This window comes from Parathalassolituus penaei (assembly GCF_026626885.1).
GTDB lineage: Bacteria > Pseudomonadota > Gammaproteobacteria > Pseudomonadales > Oceanobacteraceae > Oceanobacter > Oceanobacter penaei.
In genome coordinates, this window is record NZ_JAPNOA010000058.1 from 309,703 (window position 1) to 325,261 (window position 15,559).

Here is a 15,559-nt window from a genome sequence, read left to right on the forward strand (position 1 = left end):
AGATGGTGTCGCTAACGGCTGTTGCCAACAGATGCAGGGCCTTGTACTGCGCTTATGTCGGGCTTGTAATCAGATAGGGCGCTGTCCGTGCGGTTATGGAGATATGTGGCGCTGGCTGGGTTAGTACGGGGCCCAAAAACAAAACCCCCGACAGCGGTCAGGGGTTTTGGGTGTTACGAATCGGGATCAGGCCTTGCGTCCGAGCATCCGACGCAGTTCTCTCATGGCTTCTGGCCAGAAGGTACGCAGGCTGTCCAGCTCGTGATCCACTTCGTGCAGGAACTCATTGAGGTGATCAATTGCCTCATGCTGCTCCTCAGCTTCCAGATCGGCCAGCTTGCGTTTCAGCTCGGTCAGGCTTTCTTCCAGACTGTGGATACGCTCTTCCAGTTCGCGTTTGCTCTTGCTGTTTTGCATGTCAATCCTTAGGCCAGCAGCTGTTTGCCGCCGATCAGCAGCAGAGGAATAACAAAAAACACACCCAGAATGTAGGCACCGGCGTACAGCTTGTTCTTCATGGTCAGGTCAGCCAGACCCTGAGCGGCTTTCAGTGGGATGTTGCGCAGGAACGGGATGCTGTAGATCACTGCCACACCAATCACGTTATAGCTCAGGTGTACCAGCGCGATCTGCAGTGCCAGTACAGTGTGCTCACCGGATACAGCCGTTGCTGCCAGCAGGGCAGTGATACAGGTACCGATGTTGGCGCCCAGCGTGAACGGGTAAATCTGACGCAGGGTGAACACACCGCTACCGGCCAGTGGCACGATCAGGCTGGTGGTAGTAGAGCTGGACTGCACCAGTACGGTCATCAGGGTGCCAGAAGCAATGCCGGATACTGGGCCACGACCTACTGCAGAATGCAGGATCTCGCGGGCTTTACCTACCAGCAGCACTTTCAGCAGTTTGCCGATCAGGGTGATCACCAGGAAGATTGCCACGATACCGGCAACCACCATCAGAATGCCGGTCATTTGGGTCGATGCAAAGGAGCTGAAGGCTGTTTCCAGCAGGGTGATTGGCGGTTTGACCAGTGGTTTGATGAAGTCGAAACCGTGCATGGACATGGAGTCGGCACCCACCAGCATGGAAGCCATGAATCCGGACACTTTCTCGAGGAAACCGAACATGATTTCCAGTGGCAGGAACATCACCACGCAGATCAGGTTAAAAAAGTCGTGAACAGTTGCAGCGGCAAACGCACGACGGAATTCTTCCCCTCGGTTAACGTGGCCGAGGCTGACGATGGTGTTGGTGATGGTGGTACCAATGTTGGCACCCATGATCATTGGAATGGCGACGGTTACCGGCAAACCACCTGCTACCAGACCCACAATAATTGAGGTAACGGTACTGGATGACTGGATCAGGGCGGTGGCAACGGTGCCGACGATCAGGGCGGTCAGTGGGTCACTGGCGAACGCGAACAGTTCTTTGGCCTGGTCACCGGAGGCGGTTTTGAAGCCACTGCCAATCAGGGCTACGGCAACCAGCAGCAGGTAAACAAGTCCTGCTACTTTCAGCCAGTTCAGCCAGCCACCTGATGGCGTAATCTGTTCGTGTGTCTGAGTTTCATTAGCGACGGCTGTCGTCGTATTCATAACCAGAGTCTCAGTTGTTGATAGAGGATGCCCCTTGAGGCGCGGGCATTGTGTTACAGTTTTATGACAGTAATGTGACAAGCTGCTTAAAACCCGGGCGAATATTAGCGTCTGGGAAAAAAATTGGTAGCCAAAGTGAGTCAATTCACCGACTGCGGACATGAAACTGTCACATTTTTGAGGTAGCGATTTGTAACTCTGGGGAGCTGGCACGAAGCCTGCGGAGGGGATTGTTGCGCGCCGTTAAACGGCGCCAACACTTTGATAACGACGTTCCGGACGCCCTACGGTGCCGTAACTTACAGCCGCTGCTGCTTCGCGGGTACTGATCAGGTATTCGAGATAACGACGGGCGGTAGCGCGGCTTGCGCCAATTTCACGTCCGACTTCCTCGGCGCTGTAGTCCTGATGGGTGTTGGTCAGTACGCCACGCACTTTGTCGAGGGTGAGTGCATCAATGCCTTTTGGCAAACGGCCGGAGCTATCGGCACTGCCATTGGTGCTGCTGGCGGTGCGCGGCAGCAGTGTATCCACATCCTGCTGGGCCAATGATTCCAGCGAACTCAGGCGCGCCAGATGGCGCTGGTAGTTTTCCAGTGATTCTTTCAGGCGTTCGAACACCAGTGGTTTGAGGATGTAGTCGAACACACCACAATGCAGGGCTTCACGCAGGGTGTTCACTTCCTTGGCGGCGGTGACCAGAATCACATCGACCCCGGCCCGGCTGCCCGCCCGGATATCCTTTAACAGCTCCAGGCCGGTGCCGGTCGGGAACTGCACATCGAGTAATAACAGTTGTGGTTGCAGCACTTCGACCAGATCGCGGGCTTCTTGCAAACCATGGGCAACCCCCACCAGTTCAAAACCCGGAATACGCTCCAGAAAGCGTTTCTGGATTTCAGCAATCCGCGGATCGTCTTCGGCAATGACTACTTGTATATCCATCATGATGCATCTGCTGTTTTTGTAATTGTTGTTATGGTTTCAAACGGCGGCAAGGATCAGGCAGGTTGTTTGGGGATATACACCACAAAACAGCTGCCGTTGCCCGGTTCAGATTCGAGGCTGATACTGCCGCCAAGGCTGGTGAGCAGGCTTTTGACCAGGTGCAGACCAATGCCGTGGCCTTCCTGATTCTTGTTGCTGACTCCCCGTTCAAAAATCGCCTGCTGGCGTTCCGGCTCAATGCCGGGCCCCTGATCCTCGATTTCAAAAATCAGGTCTTCACCGTAGTCGGTCATACTCAGGAATACCTCTCCACCGGCGCCGCGATGGTGCAGGGTGGCTTCCAGCGCGTTATCAATCAGGTTGCCGATAATCGACACCAGATGTTCACGTGGCAGGTGGGAGGGGATTTCCAGCATATGGCTTTCCGGATCAATCACCAGATTCAGGCTCAGCTCGCGGGCACGGTTGTATTTACCCAGCAGGCAGCCCGCCAGAATCGGGTCGGGCACCGCTTCGCGCAACAGGCTGATCAGTTCCTGATGGCTCTGGGCTTCCTGACCAATCAGCGCCAGCGCCTCGTCGGTTGAGCCAATCTGGATCAGCCCGGCGATGGTGTGGAGCTTGTTGGAGTATTCATGGGATTGAGCTCGCAAACTATCGGCGTGTTGCTGGATGCGCGATAACTTGCGGCTCATCAGCGCCAGTTCGTCCTGACGGCGGAAACTGCTGACCACACCGGTGATACGTTCGCCCTGACGCATGGGAATACGGTTGGAAATCAGGGTCAGGTCGGGACGCCAGATTTCCTGATCGTATTGAGGTTCGCCACTGGCCAGCACCTCCATCATGCAGCTGTCGGGCACCACATCCAGCAAGGGCGCGCCTTTGTAATCCTGCTGCGGGTTCAAGCCGAGGGTTTCAATGGCGGTGTGGTTAATGGTGGTGATACGGCCGTCGGCGTTGATGGCAATAATGCCCTCCCGCACGGATTCCAGCGTGGCTTTCTGTTCTTCCACCAGACGGGCAACTTCTTCCGGTTCCAGGCCAAAAATCGCCTGCTTGAAATGGTTGGCGAACCAAACGGCAATCAGCGCACTCAGCGCCAGTGAACAGGCAATCACGATCAGCAGGGTATAGCGGTAGCGGGCAATAACCGCGTCGATTTTTTCGAGTTCGTAACCCACCGACACCACACCAATAACAGCGTCGAGCTGACGCGAGAACACCGGCACTTTGGCGCGCATGGTCCAGCCCATACTGCCCTCGGCGCGTGACAGGTAACTCTGGCCGTTGACCAGCGCGGTAGCGTTGTCGTCACCGTCGTCATCAAACATCGGGCGACCAAGGCGTTCGGTAAACGGGTGGGCCAGACGTATACCGTTGCTGTCGCCGATCACCACAAAACGGGCGTGGGTGCGCTCGGCCAGAATCAGGCTCAGCGGCTGCAGGAAAGTGCTGTCGCGGTTTTGAACCCCGGTGATGACGGTGGGCATGGTGGAAATGGTACGGGCAACATCCATGGCGCGTTCGCCAATCTGCTCGTCGAGGGACGTTTGCAGGTAATGAACGGCGAACAGACCGATAAACCCGGTCTGCACCAGTGCCATCATTCCCAGAACCAGAATCATGCGGCTCTTCAGTTTCAGATGCTTCAGGAACATGGTGACGGTCTGCTTGTTATTGTTGGCCGATACTAGCGGATGACCCTTCTGAATGCTCGTGAACAAAAAGAACAAAATTCCCTTTATGCGCTTAACGCAGTTTATGTGCGTTTTATTTTCAGCCGGGGGAGGGGGCCATATCCTGCCGACATCACAATAAGAAAGATCAAAGGTGTTGGTATGAGCATGTTTACCCGTTCCCGCAAGACTCTTCTGGCTGCCATTGTTGGTGGCTGCATGGGCCTGTCTGTATTGCCTGTTCAGGCGATGGAACATCTGCATATCCTGATTCCGGGTGGAGCCGGCGGCGGTTGGGACAGCACTGCCCGTGGTGTTGGTGAAGCACTGCAATCTTCCGGTCTGGTGACCACCGTTTCTTATGAAAACCAGTCGGGCGGCGGCGGCGGTAAAGCCATTGCCCAGATGATCGAAAGTGCTGACCAGAAAGCGGCCGACACGCTGATGATCAACTCCACCCCGATTGTGATCCGTACGCTGGCGGGTATTTACCCACAAGGTTTCCGCGACCTGACCCCGATTGCAGCCACCCTCGGTGACTTTGCCGCGATTGTGGTGCGCAAGGATTCCCCATACAAAACCTTCTCGGAAATGGCCGCGGCCTATAACAAGGACCCACGTTCCATCAAGGTTTCTGGCGGCTCTGCCCGTGGCAGCATGGACCATCTGGTGGCGGCGATGATGTTCAAAGCCGCTGGTGGTGATGCCAAACAACTGCGTTATGTGGCCTACGATGCCGGCGGTGAAGCCATGGCTGGCCTGTTGTCCGGTGAAACCCACGCGCTGTCGACCGGTTTCAGTGAAGCCCTGACCATGGCGGCGGCGGGTGAGGTTCGTATTCTGGTGATGTCGGGCGACGACCGTAACCCGGCGGCTCCGGATGTTCCGACCATGAAAGATCTCGGCTACGACATGTCGTTCGTGAACTGGCGTGGTTTCTTTGCGTCCCCTGGCATCAGCCAGGAACAGAAGGACGAATACATCAATACCCTCAAATCCATGTACGGCACCGATGCCTGGAAAACCGTACGTGATCGTAATGGCTGGCTGGAGCTGTTCCGTTCCGATGCCGACTTCACTCGCTTCCTGGAAGCCCAGGAGAAAGAGCTGAGCGGTGTGATGAAGGAGCTGGGCTTCCTGCTCTGATCCCCTTGTGCTGGCAGTGGTTCGGGCGTCCTGATGGTTTATTGCTTTTCCATCACTGGTTGACCCGTGGCCGCCACTGCCGGCCTTTTTCCGCCAGACCAGCAAGGTCTGCACGGTTTGTTACTCCGAGGTTATTGCCATGACACTTCGCCGTGACCACGTTGGTGGTCTGCTGTTTCTACTGCTGTCCGTTTTATACGGCTGGTTTATTCAGGACATCGCCCTGTTGCCGGGTGACGATCTCGAACCTTTTCACGCACGTACCCTGCCAACGGCTCTGGCCTGGATTGGTGGTGTGCTGTCGGTACTGCTGATTGTCACGGCTGGCCCGGTGTCTGTTCGCCCGGAAAACGATGGTCGCTGGTATATCGGTCTGACCGCCGGTTTGCTGTTGCTGGTGGTGGTATTTGGCCTGGTGCTGAAATGGCTGGGTTTCTTGGTGGCGACCATCCTGTTCCTGGCCGGAGGTTTCTGGCTGCTGGGGGAACGTCGTCCTCGCATGATTGCAGCGGTTGCGATCCCGTTTTCGGTGATTCTGTGGCTGTTGCTGACACAAGCGCTGGGGGTCTATCTGGCTCCGGGCAAACTGGTAACCGCGGTATTGGGAGGCTGATGCCATGCTCGATGGAATTATGATCGGACTGAACACCGCCATCATGCCGTTTAACCTGATGATGGTGTTTGCAGGCTGTTTTGTCGGTACGTTTATTGGCATGTTGCCAGGCCTTGGCCCGGTATCGGCCGTGGCTTTGATGATCCCGATTACCTACGGGCTTGACCCGTCGTCCGGCATCATCCTGATGGCCGGTGTGTATTACGGCGCGATTTTTGGTGGTTCTACTTCTTCTATTCTGATCAACGCCCCTGGTTGCTCCAGCACCGTGGTAACGGCGTTTGATGGTTATCCGCTGGCCTGTCAGGGCCAGGCAGGCAAGGCGTTGGCGCTGGCCGCCTGGTGTTCCTTCACCGGTGGTACCGTTGGCGCGATTATCCTGCTGTTTGCGGCACCGGCGCTGGCGACTGTCTCGATGAGTTTCCAGTCCAGTGACTATTTTGCACTGATGGTGCTGGGTCTTACCGCGGTGGCGGCATTTGCTGGCAAAGGTCAGGTACTGAAGTCGCTGATCATGGCGGTGCTGGGCCTGATGCTGGCAACGGTGGGGACCGATGTGACCTCCGGTACGACCCGTTTTACGTTCGGAAGCTCTGACCTGATCGATGGTGTCAGCTTCCTGCTGCTGGCGATGGCAACCTTCGCCCTCACCGAAGTCATCATGACCGTACTGCGTGGCGAGCACGTCAAACCGCAGGCCGAAATCGACATGTCGAAACTGGGCAGCATGCGTCTGAGCCGTGAAGAAGTAAAAGAAGTAGCACCTACTGTGGCCCGTTCATCCGTGTTCGGTTTCCTGATCGGTGTACTGCCGGGTGCCGGTGCCACCATTGCTTCCTTTATGGCTTATGGCATGGAACGCAACCTGGCGTCTGTCAAAGAAAAGCTGAAGTTCGGTAAAGGCTCGCTGCGTGGTCTGGCTGCGCCGGAAACCGCCAACAACGCGGCTTCTACCGGTTCGTTTGTACCACTGCTGACACTGGGTATTCCGGGTTCTGGTACCACCGCCATTATGCTGGGCGCTCTGATTGCCTATGGTATCCAGCCGGGTCCACGTCTGTTTATCGACAACCCGGATGTGTTCTGGTCGGTCATTATCTCGATGTACTTCGGTAACCTGGTGCTGCTGGTGCTGAACCTGCCACTGATTCCGTACATCTCCCGACTGCTGGTGATTCCGAACCCGATCCTGATTCCGCTGATCCTGTTCTTCTCGGTCACCGGTGTGTATCTGGTCAGCTTCAACACCTTCGACATCCACATGATGGTGGTGGTGACCGTGATCTCGATTGTGCTGAAACTGCTGGCGTTCCCGATGGCGCCCATGCTGCTGGGGTACATCCTCGGTGAACTGCTGGAGAACAACCTCAGCCGTGCGCTGATGATCTCCGACGGCAGTCTGTCGTTCCTGTGGGAGCGCCCACTGAGCGCCGGCATCATGGTCGTGGCCATCCTGGCACTGCTGTCACCGCTGGTAACCACACTGCGCAATCGTCGTGCAGCCAAAGAACCACAGGTGGCCGGCGCCGAGGAATCTGCAGCCTGATCACCCGTTAGACCCGGCGACGGTAATAACCGTCGCCAGCATCCGCCCCCTGCGGGGTTAACCCTGGCAAGCCGCTGTTTTTGGCCACTCCCCTGGTCAGGACATCGGCTTGCCCAAAAAAATGACAACAATAAAAAGGTAACCGACATGTCCAAGACTACATGCAGCCGTTCAATCAAGGTTTTACTGCTGGCGATGGCCTCTGCCGCCGCCCTGCCGGTAATGGCCGGTAACTTTGACTTCCAGCTGGAAGAAGAAACCGTTACCGACGACAGCGGCAACCGCAACGTCAAATTCGAACCACGCCTGCGTTACCGCGAAGGTGCGTTCACCACCCACTTCGAATACGAATACGACCCGAACGTCAAACCGGCCAAGGACAAGAAAGTCCTGGAATGGCAGCAAGACATGCGTTGGACCACCGGTGGTGGTTACTCCCACATGCTGACCAACGAGATGTACCACAACTACACCACCAGCAAAGACAGCGGTGAACTGACCTGGGCGTTTTTCACCCCGGCGGAAGGTGGCATCCGTTACGGTTTTGAACTGGAAGTGGACTACCTGAGCAACGACGAACTGGCCCTGCACGAAATCGAAATTGAACCGACCGTTAAATGGGCCGACAAGGTAGGCCCGGGCACCCTCAACTTCGAACTGGAAGCACCGGTTACCCGTTTGTACAGCAAGACCAAAAACAACGTTGAAATCGAAACCGTTGAGTTCCAGACCCTCTACGAAGTACCGGTAACCGCCAGCTCGTTTGTGAGTATGGAAGTGGTGATGCCGTACGACCTCGAAAAGAAAGCCATGGAGTCTGAACTGAACCTGGCCTGGGGTACCCGTTTCTGAGACCGTTCTTCCGTTAACAGCTCTCGAACTGCCACCACAAGTGGCACTTTCTTGCTCCTCACGAGGGAGCCAGGCCCTGCGGGGCCTTTTTTATTGGTGTTCCATGCTGCTGCGTGGGAGTGGTGTGCTGGCGTCTGGCACCAACCGAGTATCGTGAACAAGCAGCCTCCCCGGAGAAGCTCTAACAAAGAGTGGCACTAACCAAGGGGGGGGCAACAATGGCATTGCCGGGTGGAGATGTTTATAATTGCAGTTCTGTTAGTTTTTGCGGGGCTACTTGCCTTTTATGAATTGGAGTGAGTTGGTGATTTTGTAATTTTTCGAATTAAGTGCATTGTGTCGTAGGAGTTTAAGTTTGGGGGCTAGTGTGCAATAGGGGGAGAAATGAATTTTGATGAATTTTACATTAAGGAAGATGGTGTTGAAGCGCTAGTATGGTCTGATGGAACCCCGGTTAGAGCAGTAGTTAGCTTTACGAGTATGAATCCTGGGAAATTTGAGCGTTGCTCATGGTTTTGCGATGGAGGGTTAACGGAAAGTACGTTGTTCATATTGTTGCGTGATGAAAATCAGTGGTACTATCTGGGAAAAAAGAATGAAATTCAAAGTCCCTACTTATATTTTATTAAAAAGATACTTCAAAAATATAATGTGAATTGTCTGGGGGGAAAGAATGAAATTCAAAGTCCCTACTTATCTTTTATTAAAAAGATACTTCAAAAATATAATGTGAATTGTAAGGATGTAACTGCTGTTGGCTCTTCAATGGGAGGGTATGCTGCTGTGTATATGACGGCAGCGCTCGGATTTTCCTACTGCCTTTCAGTGAATCCGCAAGTGGATTACGATAGCGCGAGCTTGCATAAACATTCCTTGTGGACTAGAAAGATGGCCGAGTCTGCATGGATTGACCTAGATCAGTTCATACTGAAATCTCCAATGTTGGGCGATTCTTATTTTCACTTAATACGTGGGAATTATATTGCAGATCGTTCTGCGATGGAAAAACTTACAGGTGCACTTGATAGACGATCGGCCAAATATAATTTAGAAATTGTTGAAAACAATGAGCATGGATGGATGGGAATGTCTAAAGAAAGGTTGTTTTCTATTTTAAATGAGCGCTAGTGTCTCTCAACAAAAGTTCACTTGATATTAATCCTATCTGATAACCGGAGCGGTATTTTTCAACATAGTTGTCCTATAAACCATTAGTCAGGCAGCCATCGTCGCGGCCTGTATTTCTTCCTTCCTCACCGGATTCAGCGTCACCGTTTCCTGCCAGCTCAGATTACGGATTCTCTTCCGGCTCCAACGCTCCAGGTGCTGTTTCACCGACGCGCCCGCCACCCGCCACCCTGTCCGGGTAAATGTATAAATTCGTTGCTGCAGGTTTCAGCTGCATCCTGATTGCCCGTATGATTTTCCGGTCGCCAATCAATAAGAAGGACAAGGCATGGATCTTTTATTTCTCGGCACGTCGGCGGGTATGCCGAGCAAGTTGCGTAATGTCACCGGGCTGGCGCTGATCGAGGATCAGGGCAAGGGCTGGTATCTGGTGGATTGTGGTGAGGCGACCCAGCATCAGTTGTTGCATACGCCGCTGTCGATGCATGGCCTCAAGGCGATTTTTATTACCCATATTCATGGTGACCATTGTTACGGTCTGCCGGGGTTGCTGGCGTCGGCGGCGATGCAGGGGCGGACGGAGCCTCTCACCATTGTTGCGCCGCGTGGTGTGCATGAATGGCTGGAAGCCACTCGTGGGCTGGTGGAACTCTACACGCCGTACGGGCTGGACTACATAGTCACCGACTCGCTGGATGAGCTGGTGATCGATGATATGCACATCACCGCCCATGCGCTTGAACACCGGGTGCCAAGCTGGGCCTATCGCTTCAGCCAGCATGCCCCAAAATCCCTCGACAAAGACAAACTGGAAGCCGATGGCATTCCACGCGGGCCGATCTGGGGGCTGTTGCAGCAAGGGCTGGATGCCGAACTGGACGGTCGTCCCGTGCTGGCGGAACAGTATCGGATTGAACGTTTTCCGCCTACCGTGATGGTGATTGGTGGTGACAATGCCCGCCCGGAATTACTGGCCGCAGCCTGCCACAACGCGCATGTACTGGTGCATGAAGCCACTTACACCACCGAAGTGTCGGCGCGGGTGGGGGAGGAGTACGGCCACAGTGATGCCTTGCGAGTCGCCCGTTTTGCCGAGCAGGTGGGGCTGCCGAATCTGATTCTGACCCACTTCAGCGCCCGTTATAAACCGGCCGGATACCCCTCACCATCGATGGACGATATTCGTCAGGAAGCCGAAGCCGTGTACAGCGGCCAGCTGTTCTTGGCCGAAGATTTTGCCCGTTTCCGGGTTGGGCCGGATGGCTCATTACATCGGGTCTGACGACTGTTCGATTACCGGGTTGTTCTGCGCCCGCTCGTTTGCATCTTGCATCCCTGAAGCACAGACCTGAAAAACGAACCGGAAACACGGGCCGGAGACATAAACCAGCAGCGCCAACATGAAGCCGCTTCATACGCATTCATCATGAATATTAATCATGAGATCGCATCATGTTTTTTTGAATTTAAATCAATTTTTTTCATGACCTTGTTCGGGTACAAATAGCCCCAGCGCTAACGAACGCAGGCTTCCACGTGAAGCCTCAAGCGTTCGCACTGGCAGAAATTGAATTCACGGCTCACCACAGGACACCAGCAGGCATGAAGCAAGAGTTTACGTTTACGATCAAAAGCGTGCGTTTCGACGAGAACTATCGTCCAGCCGACAGCACCCGTCTCACCACCAACTTTGCCAACCTGGCACGTGGCGAACGTCGTCAGGAAAACCTGAAAAACGCACTGCGAATGATCGATAACCGTTTTAACGCCATGGCCTACTGGGATAACCCCAACGGCGACCGTTACTCCGTTGAACTGGATATTATTTCCGTGGATATGGACGTTGCTGGCAACGGCGAAGCCTTCCCGAGCATTGAAGTGCTGCAAACCACCATCGTTGACCATGTCACCGGTAAACGCATCGACGGTCTGGTGGGCAATAACTTCTCATCCTATGTGCGTGATTATGACTTCAGCGTCTCGCTGCTGGAGCACAACCGCGACCGTAATGGCTTCAGCGTGCCGGAAGGCTTTGGTGATCTGCACGGCAAGCTGTTCCGCTGCTTTGTGAACTCCGATACCTACAAACAACACTTCCACAAACTGCCGGTGATTTGCCTGAGCGTATCCGACAACAAGATTTACCACCGTACCGAAAACGTTCACCCGGTGCTGGGCGTGGAGTACGTGCCGAACGAGTCGTCACTGACCGAACAGTACTTCCAGAAGATGGGCATGCAGGTGCGTTATTTCATGCCTGCGGCCAGCGTTGCGCCATTGGCGTTCTATTTCTACGGCGACCTGCTGACGGATTACACCAACCTGGAGCTGATCAGCACCATCAGCACCATGGAAACGTTCCAGAAGATTTATCGCCCGGAAATCTACAACGCCAACTCCTGCGCCGGTAACTACTACCAGCCGAACCTGAAACATCAGGATCACTCCGTAACCCGGATTGTGTACGACCGCGAAGAGCGCAGTCGACTGGCGGTGAAGCAGGGCAAGTTTGCTGAAGAACACTTCATCAAACCGTACGGGCGCATCCTTGAACAATGGTCTGCCGACTACGTTATTTAATTCACCTTGCTGGAAAGACTTTTTGTGATGAAAAAACTGTTACCCACTTCAACCGCGGGCAGTCTGCCAAAACCGTCCTGGCTGGCGCAGCCAGAGGTATTATGGTCGCCGTGGAAACTGCAAGGTGACGAACTGCTGCAGGGCAAACAGGATGCCCTGCGTTTATCCCTGCTCGACCAGCTGCAGGCGGGTATTGATATCGTCAGCGACGGCGAACAAACCCGTCAGCATTTTGTAACCACCTTTATTGAACACCTGAGCGGCGTTGATTTTAACCAGCGCAAAACCGTGCGGATTCGTAACCGTTACGACGCCAGTGTGCCAGTAGTGGTGGATGCCGTGGCGCGTCAGAAACCGGTGTTTGTGGAAGACGCCCGCTTTTTGCGCCAGCAAACCACCCAGCCGATCAAATGGGCCCTGCCAGGCCCAATGACCATGATCGACACCCTGTTTGATGATCACTACAAAAGCCGCGAACAGCTGGCCTGGGAATTCGCCAAAATCCTCAACCAGGAAGCCCTCGAGCTGGAAGCGGCCGGTGTGGATATCATCCAGTTTGATGAACCGGCTTTTAACGTGTTCTTCGACGAAGTGAACGACTGGGGAATTGCCGCACTGGAGCGTGCGACTCAGGGGCTGAAGTGTGAAACGGCTGTCCATATCTGTTACGGCTACGGCATCAAGGCCAACACCGACTGGAAACAGACCCTTGGTTCCGAATGGCGTCAGTACGAACAGGTGTTCCCGAAACTGCAGCAATCCGGCATTGATATCGTCTCGCTGGAATGCCAGAACTCACGGGTGCCTATGGAGCTGATTGAACTGATTCGCGGCAAAAAAGTGATGGTGGGGGCCATTGATGTGGCCACCCATCGCATTGAAACCCCGGAAGAAGTGGCCAGCACACTGCGCAAGGCACTGAAATATGTGGATGCCGACAAACTCTACCCATGCACCAACTGTGGTATGGCACCACTGCCAAAAGCCGTCGCCACCGGCAAACTGCAAGCGTTAACCGCTGGCGCCGCCATTGTGCGTGAAGAGCTCAGCCGTTAACCGCCCGCGCAGCAGCAATAGCGGCAGCAATCGCCGCTTTCGCTTGCGGGCTGTTTTTCCAGCAGGTGGTGTGCAGCATCGACGCCACCCGCTCGGTAATATCGGCTACTTCATAGTTGGCCAACTCGGCCAGACTGCCAATACCGATTTCTTCCAGACGTTTGATCACCGTCGGGCCAACGCCTTTTAACGCCAGCAGGGCAGAGCGTTCCTGTTCTGAAAAAGCCACACAAAATCCTTGTTCAGTTGTTAAAACACAGCCGCCGCGCACTCATAAACTGCTTCGGCCAGGGGCTGGGGCAGAGGCTGAGTAAGTTGCTGTGTTAGTTGCTGTGTTAGTTGCTGGAATAAGCGGAACACATCCTGACAGATTCGGAAAACAACCGCTCTGGCCGTCTTCGCAAAAGCAGCGCAGTTCGTAAACTCAGGCGTTACGACGGCGGAAAAACATCACCATCGACGTGATAAAGCCCAGCAACATCAGGCCCAGACCCGCCGGAATCAGCAGCATATACATCACCCAACCGGTTTCTTTCCAGCCATCGGCCTGCACCACAAACGCCATCAGCAGCGGAAAGGCGTTGATCAGCACCGCCAGCAGAGTCGCAAGCTTGAAGGGAGTCCAGGTTTTCATCAGATAAGCCTCGTTTCTGAGTAAGAAAAAACAGCGGCGCGACCTTAACCGAAAAGCATGACGGCATCGATAGATAGGCAGGAATGGGTTAAATGGCATCTGCTGCGCAGGGCAGCCCAAAAGCGGTTACAGTTGCTGAAGTTCGGGGCTTGGATACAGAGCTGGTGATTTTGGCGTGCTGCTCGTTCTCGGGTAAAAAGATCAGATACATCCGAGAGTGGCATGCACTATGGATTCAACAGGTCTGGATCTCACCTCTTTGCACAATGCCATACAACGTCTTGCTGAAGGTATTGCACGCTATCAGCAGGATACCTCTGACACACTGATCCGTGACGGTCTGGTGCAGCGTTTTGAATTTACCTATGAAATCAGCCATAAAATGCTGAAACGCTACCTCGATATGGCCGCTGCCTCACCGGATGAAATTGACAACCTGGCGTTTCCCGACCTGATCCGTAAAGGCAACGAGACCGGCCTGTTAAAAAGTGACTGGCCGACATGGCGCCGTTACCGCGAGATGCGTGGTAAAACCAGCCATACCTACGATGAAAAAATCGCCCTCGAAGTGGTGGCGGCAATCCCGGAGTTTCTTGAAGAAGTCCGATATCTCGGTCAGCGTTTGAGCGAGCGCAATGGCTGAAACGGTTGATATCGACATCAGCTCGGAACAGCTACGTATTGTTCGAGAGGTTCTGTCCACGCATCTGGCGGGTTACCCGGTGTATGCGTTCGGCTCGCGCGCACGAAAAACAGCACGACCTTATTCTGATCTCGATCTGGCGATAATCAGCGCACATCCCCTGACACTGGATCAGCTGGCGACCGTCAAGGAAGCCTTTAGCGAATCAGACTTGCCGTGGCGAGTAGATGTTATTGACTGGAATCAGGCGTCACTGTCGTTTAAAGACAGGGCGAAGGACGATTTGGTGTGGATTTGTGGTGGCAGTGTTTGTGAAGCTCGCGAGTGATTAAATCTTCAATGTTCCAGAGATATTTTGCACAGCTTTCTGCTCCTGCTGCGCCCTGTATCCATGCCGTCGTGCGTGAGTGCTGTCGGGATGGTAATGACTCAGTGTCGCCGGTTGTTGAGGTATCCAGCTATACCATCAAACCGGCTTCGTAATTCATCGCCTTCCCGATAAGCCAGAGCGGGCACCGAGTTATTCATAGGGGCCTTAACCGCGGATTACGCCATTAATCGGTCAAGTGGGCTTTCCGTTCCAGCAAAATGCTGGCCGATCACGTGGGTATATATCTGGGTGGTTGACACATCTGAATGCCCTAATAACTCCTGAACCGTACGAATATCCCGACCAGATCGTAACAACTCCGTAGCAAAGCTGTGTCTGAAGGTATGACAGCTGACCTTTTTGGCAATGCCGCTGTTTGCCACGGCGATTTTTAGCGCTTTTCGAGGGACGCTGTCGTGCAAATGATGTCTGCAATGGATTCCGGTGTAGGGGTGTAAACACAAACCACTGGAGGGAAATAAAAACATCCAGGCCGATTGGCGGAAGGCATTTGGGTATTTTTTGCCCAGTACGCCAGGGAGGGAAGGGCCAACCCCGCGTTGATTATCCTCACGCTGTATTTGTAGTGATTCTTCTATTTGCTGGTGTAGCGAATCATGTAACGACGAGGGGAGCAGTGATCTTGCCCCGTTTTAACGGACATCTTTTGACGTTACAGAAGGTGCCCAATGCCAGCCTACAAGAACCAGAAAAAGACAAAGCAGTACTCACTGGAATTCAAGCGATCAGCCGTTGAGATGAG

Annotated in this window: 17 protein-coding genes; 10 read left to right on the top strand and 7 right to left on the bottom strand. The window is 54.1% G+C overall.

Annotated elements, in window-relative coordinates:
- Positions 1 to 186 precede the first annotated feature (186 nt).
- The 4 genes from OUO13_RS18105 to OUO13_RS18120 all read right to left on the bottom strand — a co-directional run bounded on the left by OUO13_RS18105 (position 187) and on the right by OUO13_RS18120 (position 4,276).
- The gene (locus OUO13_RS18105; RefSeq protein ID WP_283175312.1) at positions 187 to 417 is read right to left on the bottom strand and encodes a hypothetical protein; all 231 of its coding nucleotides are present in this window, start codon (positions 415 to 417) and stop codon (positions 187 to 189) included.
- Positions 418 to 425: 8 nt separating this feature from the next.
- The gene (locus OUO13_RS18110; protein WP_283175313.1) at positions 426 to 1,601 is read right to left on the bottom strand and encodes a Na/Pi symporter; all 1,176 of its coding nucleotides are present in this window, start codon (positions 1,599 to 1,601) and stop codon (positions 426 to 428) included.
- A 243-nt stretch (positions 1,602 to 1,844) separates the two neighbouring features.
- A complete protein-coding gene (locus OUO13_RS18115; protein WP_283175314.1) occupies positions 1,845 to 2,549 on the bottom strand; it encodes a response regulator in 705 nt (234 codons plus the stop codon).
- A gap of 53 nt (positions 2,550 to 2,602) precedes the next feature.
- Positions 2,603 to 4,276, bottom strand: coding sequence for an ATP-binding protein (locus OUO13_RS18120; RefSeq protein ID WP_283175315.1), 1,674 nt, complete (start codon positions 4,274 to 4,276; stop codon positions 2,603 to 2,605).
- A 114-nt stretch (positions 4,277 to 4,390) separates the two neighbouring features.
- Between OUO13_RS18120 and OUO13_RS18125 the strand changes: the two genes are divergently transcribed.
- The 8 genes from OUO13_RS18125 (at position 4,391) to OUO13_RS18160 (ending at position 13,149) form a co-directional block, all read left to right on the top strand.
- Positions 4,391 to 5,374: a tripartite tricarboxylate transporter substrate binding protein gene (locus OUO13_RS18125; RefSeq protein ID WP_283175316.1), complete on the top strand. Its 984-nt coding sequence runs from the start codon at positions 4,391 to 4,393 to the stop codon at positions 5,372 to 5,374.
- 139 nt (positions 5,375 to 5,513) lie between these two features.
- The gene (locus tag OUO13_RS18130) at positions 5,514 to 5,987 is read left to right on the top strand and encodes a tripartite tricarboxylate transporter TctB family protein (protein ID WP_283175317.1); all 474 of its coding nucleotides are present in this window, start codon (positions 5,514 to 5,516) and stop codon (positions 5,985 to 5,987) included.
- A gap of 4 nt (positions 5,988 to 5,991) precedes the next feature.
- Positions 5,992 to 7,533, top strand: coding sequence for a tripartite tricarboxylate transporter permease (locus OUO13_RS18135; RefSeq protein WP_283175318.1), 1,542 nt, complete (start codon positions 5,992 to 5,994; stop codon positions 7,531 to 7,533).
- A gap of 147 nt (positions 7,534 to 7,680) precedes the next feature.
- A complete protein-coding gene (locus OUO13_RS18140; protein WP_283175319.1) occupies positions 7,681 to 8,385 on the top strand; it encodes a hypothetical protein in 705 nt (234 codons plus the stop codon).
- Positions 8,386 to 8,769: 384 nt separating this feature from the next.
- Positions 8,770 to 9,513, top strand: a complete 744-nt coding sequence (locus tag OUO13_RS18145) for a hypothetical protein (protein WP_283175320.1) — start codon at positions 8,770 to 8,772, stop codon at positions 9,511 to 9,513.
- 328 nt (positions 9,514 to 9,841) lie between these two features.
- The gene (locus OUO13_RS18150) at positions 9,842 to 10,795 is read left to right on the top strand and encodes a ribonuclease Z (RefSeq protein ID WP_283175321.1); all 954 of its coding nucleotides are present in this window, start codon (positions 9,842 to 9,844) and stop codon (positions 10,793 to 10,795) included.
- Positions 10,796 to 11,115: 320 nt separating this feature from the next.
- Positions 11,116 to 12,093, top strand: coding sequence for a DUF1852 domain-containing protein (locus tag OUO13_RS18155; protein ID WP_283175322.1), 978 nt, complete (start codon positions 11,116 to 11,118; stop codon positions 12,091 to 12,093).
- Positions 12,094 to 12,120: 27 nt separating this feature from the next.
- A complete protein-coding gene (locus OUO13_RS18160) occupies positions 12,121 to 13,149 on the top strand; it encodes a methionine synthase (protein ID WP_283175323.1) in 1,029 nt (342 codons plus the stop codon).
- Here the strand turns inward: OUO13_RS18160 and OUO13_RS18165 are convergent.
- Together OUO13_RS18165 and OUO13_RS18170 are read right to left on the bottom strand one after the other, a co-directional pair.
- Positions 13,139 to 13,378, bottom strand: a complete 240-nt coding sequence (locus OUO13_RS18165; RefSeq protein WP_283175324.1) for a helix-hairpin-helix domain-containing protein — start codon at positions 13,376 to 13,378, stop codon at positions 13,139 to 13,141. The two genes, OUO13_RS18160 and OUO13_RS18165, sit on opposite strands and share 11 nt — an antisense overlap.
- Before the next feature lie 195 nt (positions 13,379 to 13,573).
- Positions 13,574 to 13,783, bottom strand: a complete 210-nt coding sequence (locus tag OUO13_RS18170) for a hypothetical protein (RefSeq protein WP_283175325.1) — start codon at positions 13,781 to 13,783, stop codon at positions 13,574 to 13,576.
- Between the two features lie 229 nt (positions 13,784 to 14,012).
- Here OUO13_RS18170 and OUO13_RS18175 point away from each other — a divergent pair, with 229 nt between their 5' ends.
- Both OUO13_RS18175 and OUO13_RS18180 read left to right on the top strand, forming a co-directional pair.
- Complete coding sequence (locus OUO13_RS18175) at positions 14,013 to 14,426, top strand: nucleotidyltransferase substrate binding protein (protein WP_283175326.1); 414 nt, start codon at positions 14,013 to 14,015, stop codon at positions 14,424 to 14,426.
- Positions 14,419 to 14,754 (top strand): nucleotidyltransferase family protein, encoded by a 336-nt coding sequence (locus OUO13_RS18180; RefSeq protein WP_283175327.1) that lies wholly within the window; start codon positions 14,419 to 14,421, stop codon positions 14,752 to 14,754. Before OUO13_RS18175 ends, OUO13_RS18180 begins: the two co-directional genes overlap by 8 nt.
- 218 nt (positions 14,755 to 14,972) lie before the next feature.
- On the opposite strand, the gene OUO13_RS18185 is transcribed toward OUO13_RS18180, so the two are convergent.
- Positions 14,973 to 15,284 carry a tyrosine-type recombinase/integrase gene (locus tag OUO13_RS18185; RefSeq protein ID WP_346429372.1) on the bottom strand — a complete coding sequence of 104 codons (312 nt, stop codon included), beginning with the start codon at positions 15,282 to 15,284 and terminating at the stop codon, positions 14,973 to 14,975.
- Positions 15,285 to 15,559 lie beyond the last annotated feature (275 nt).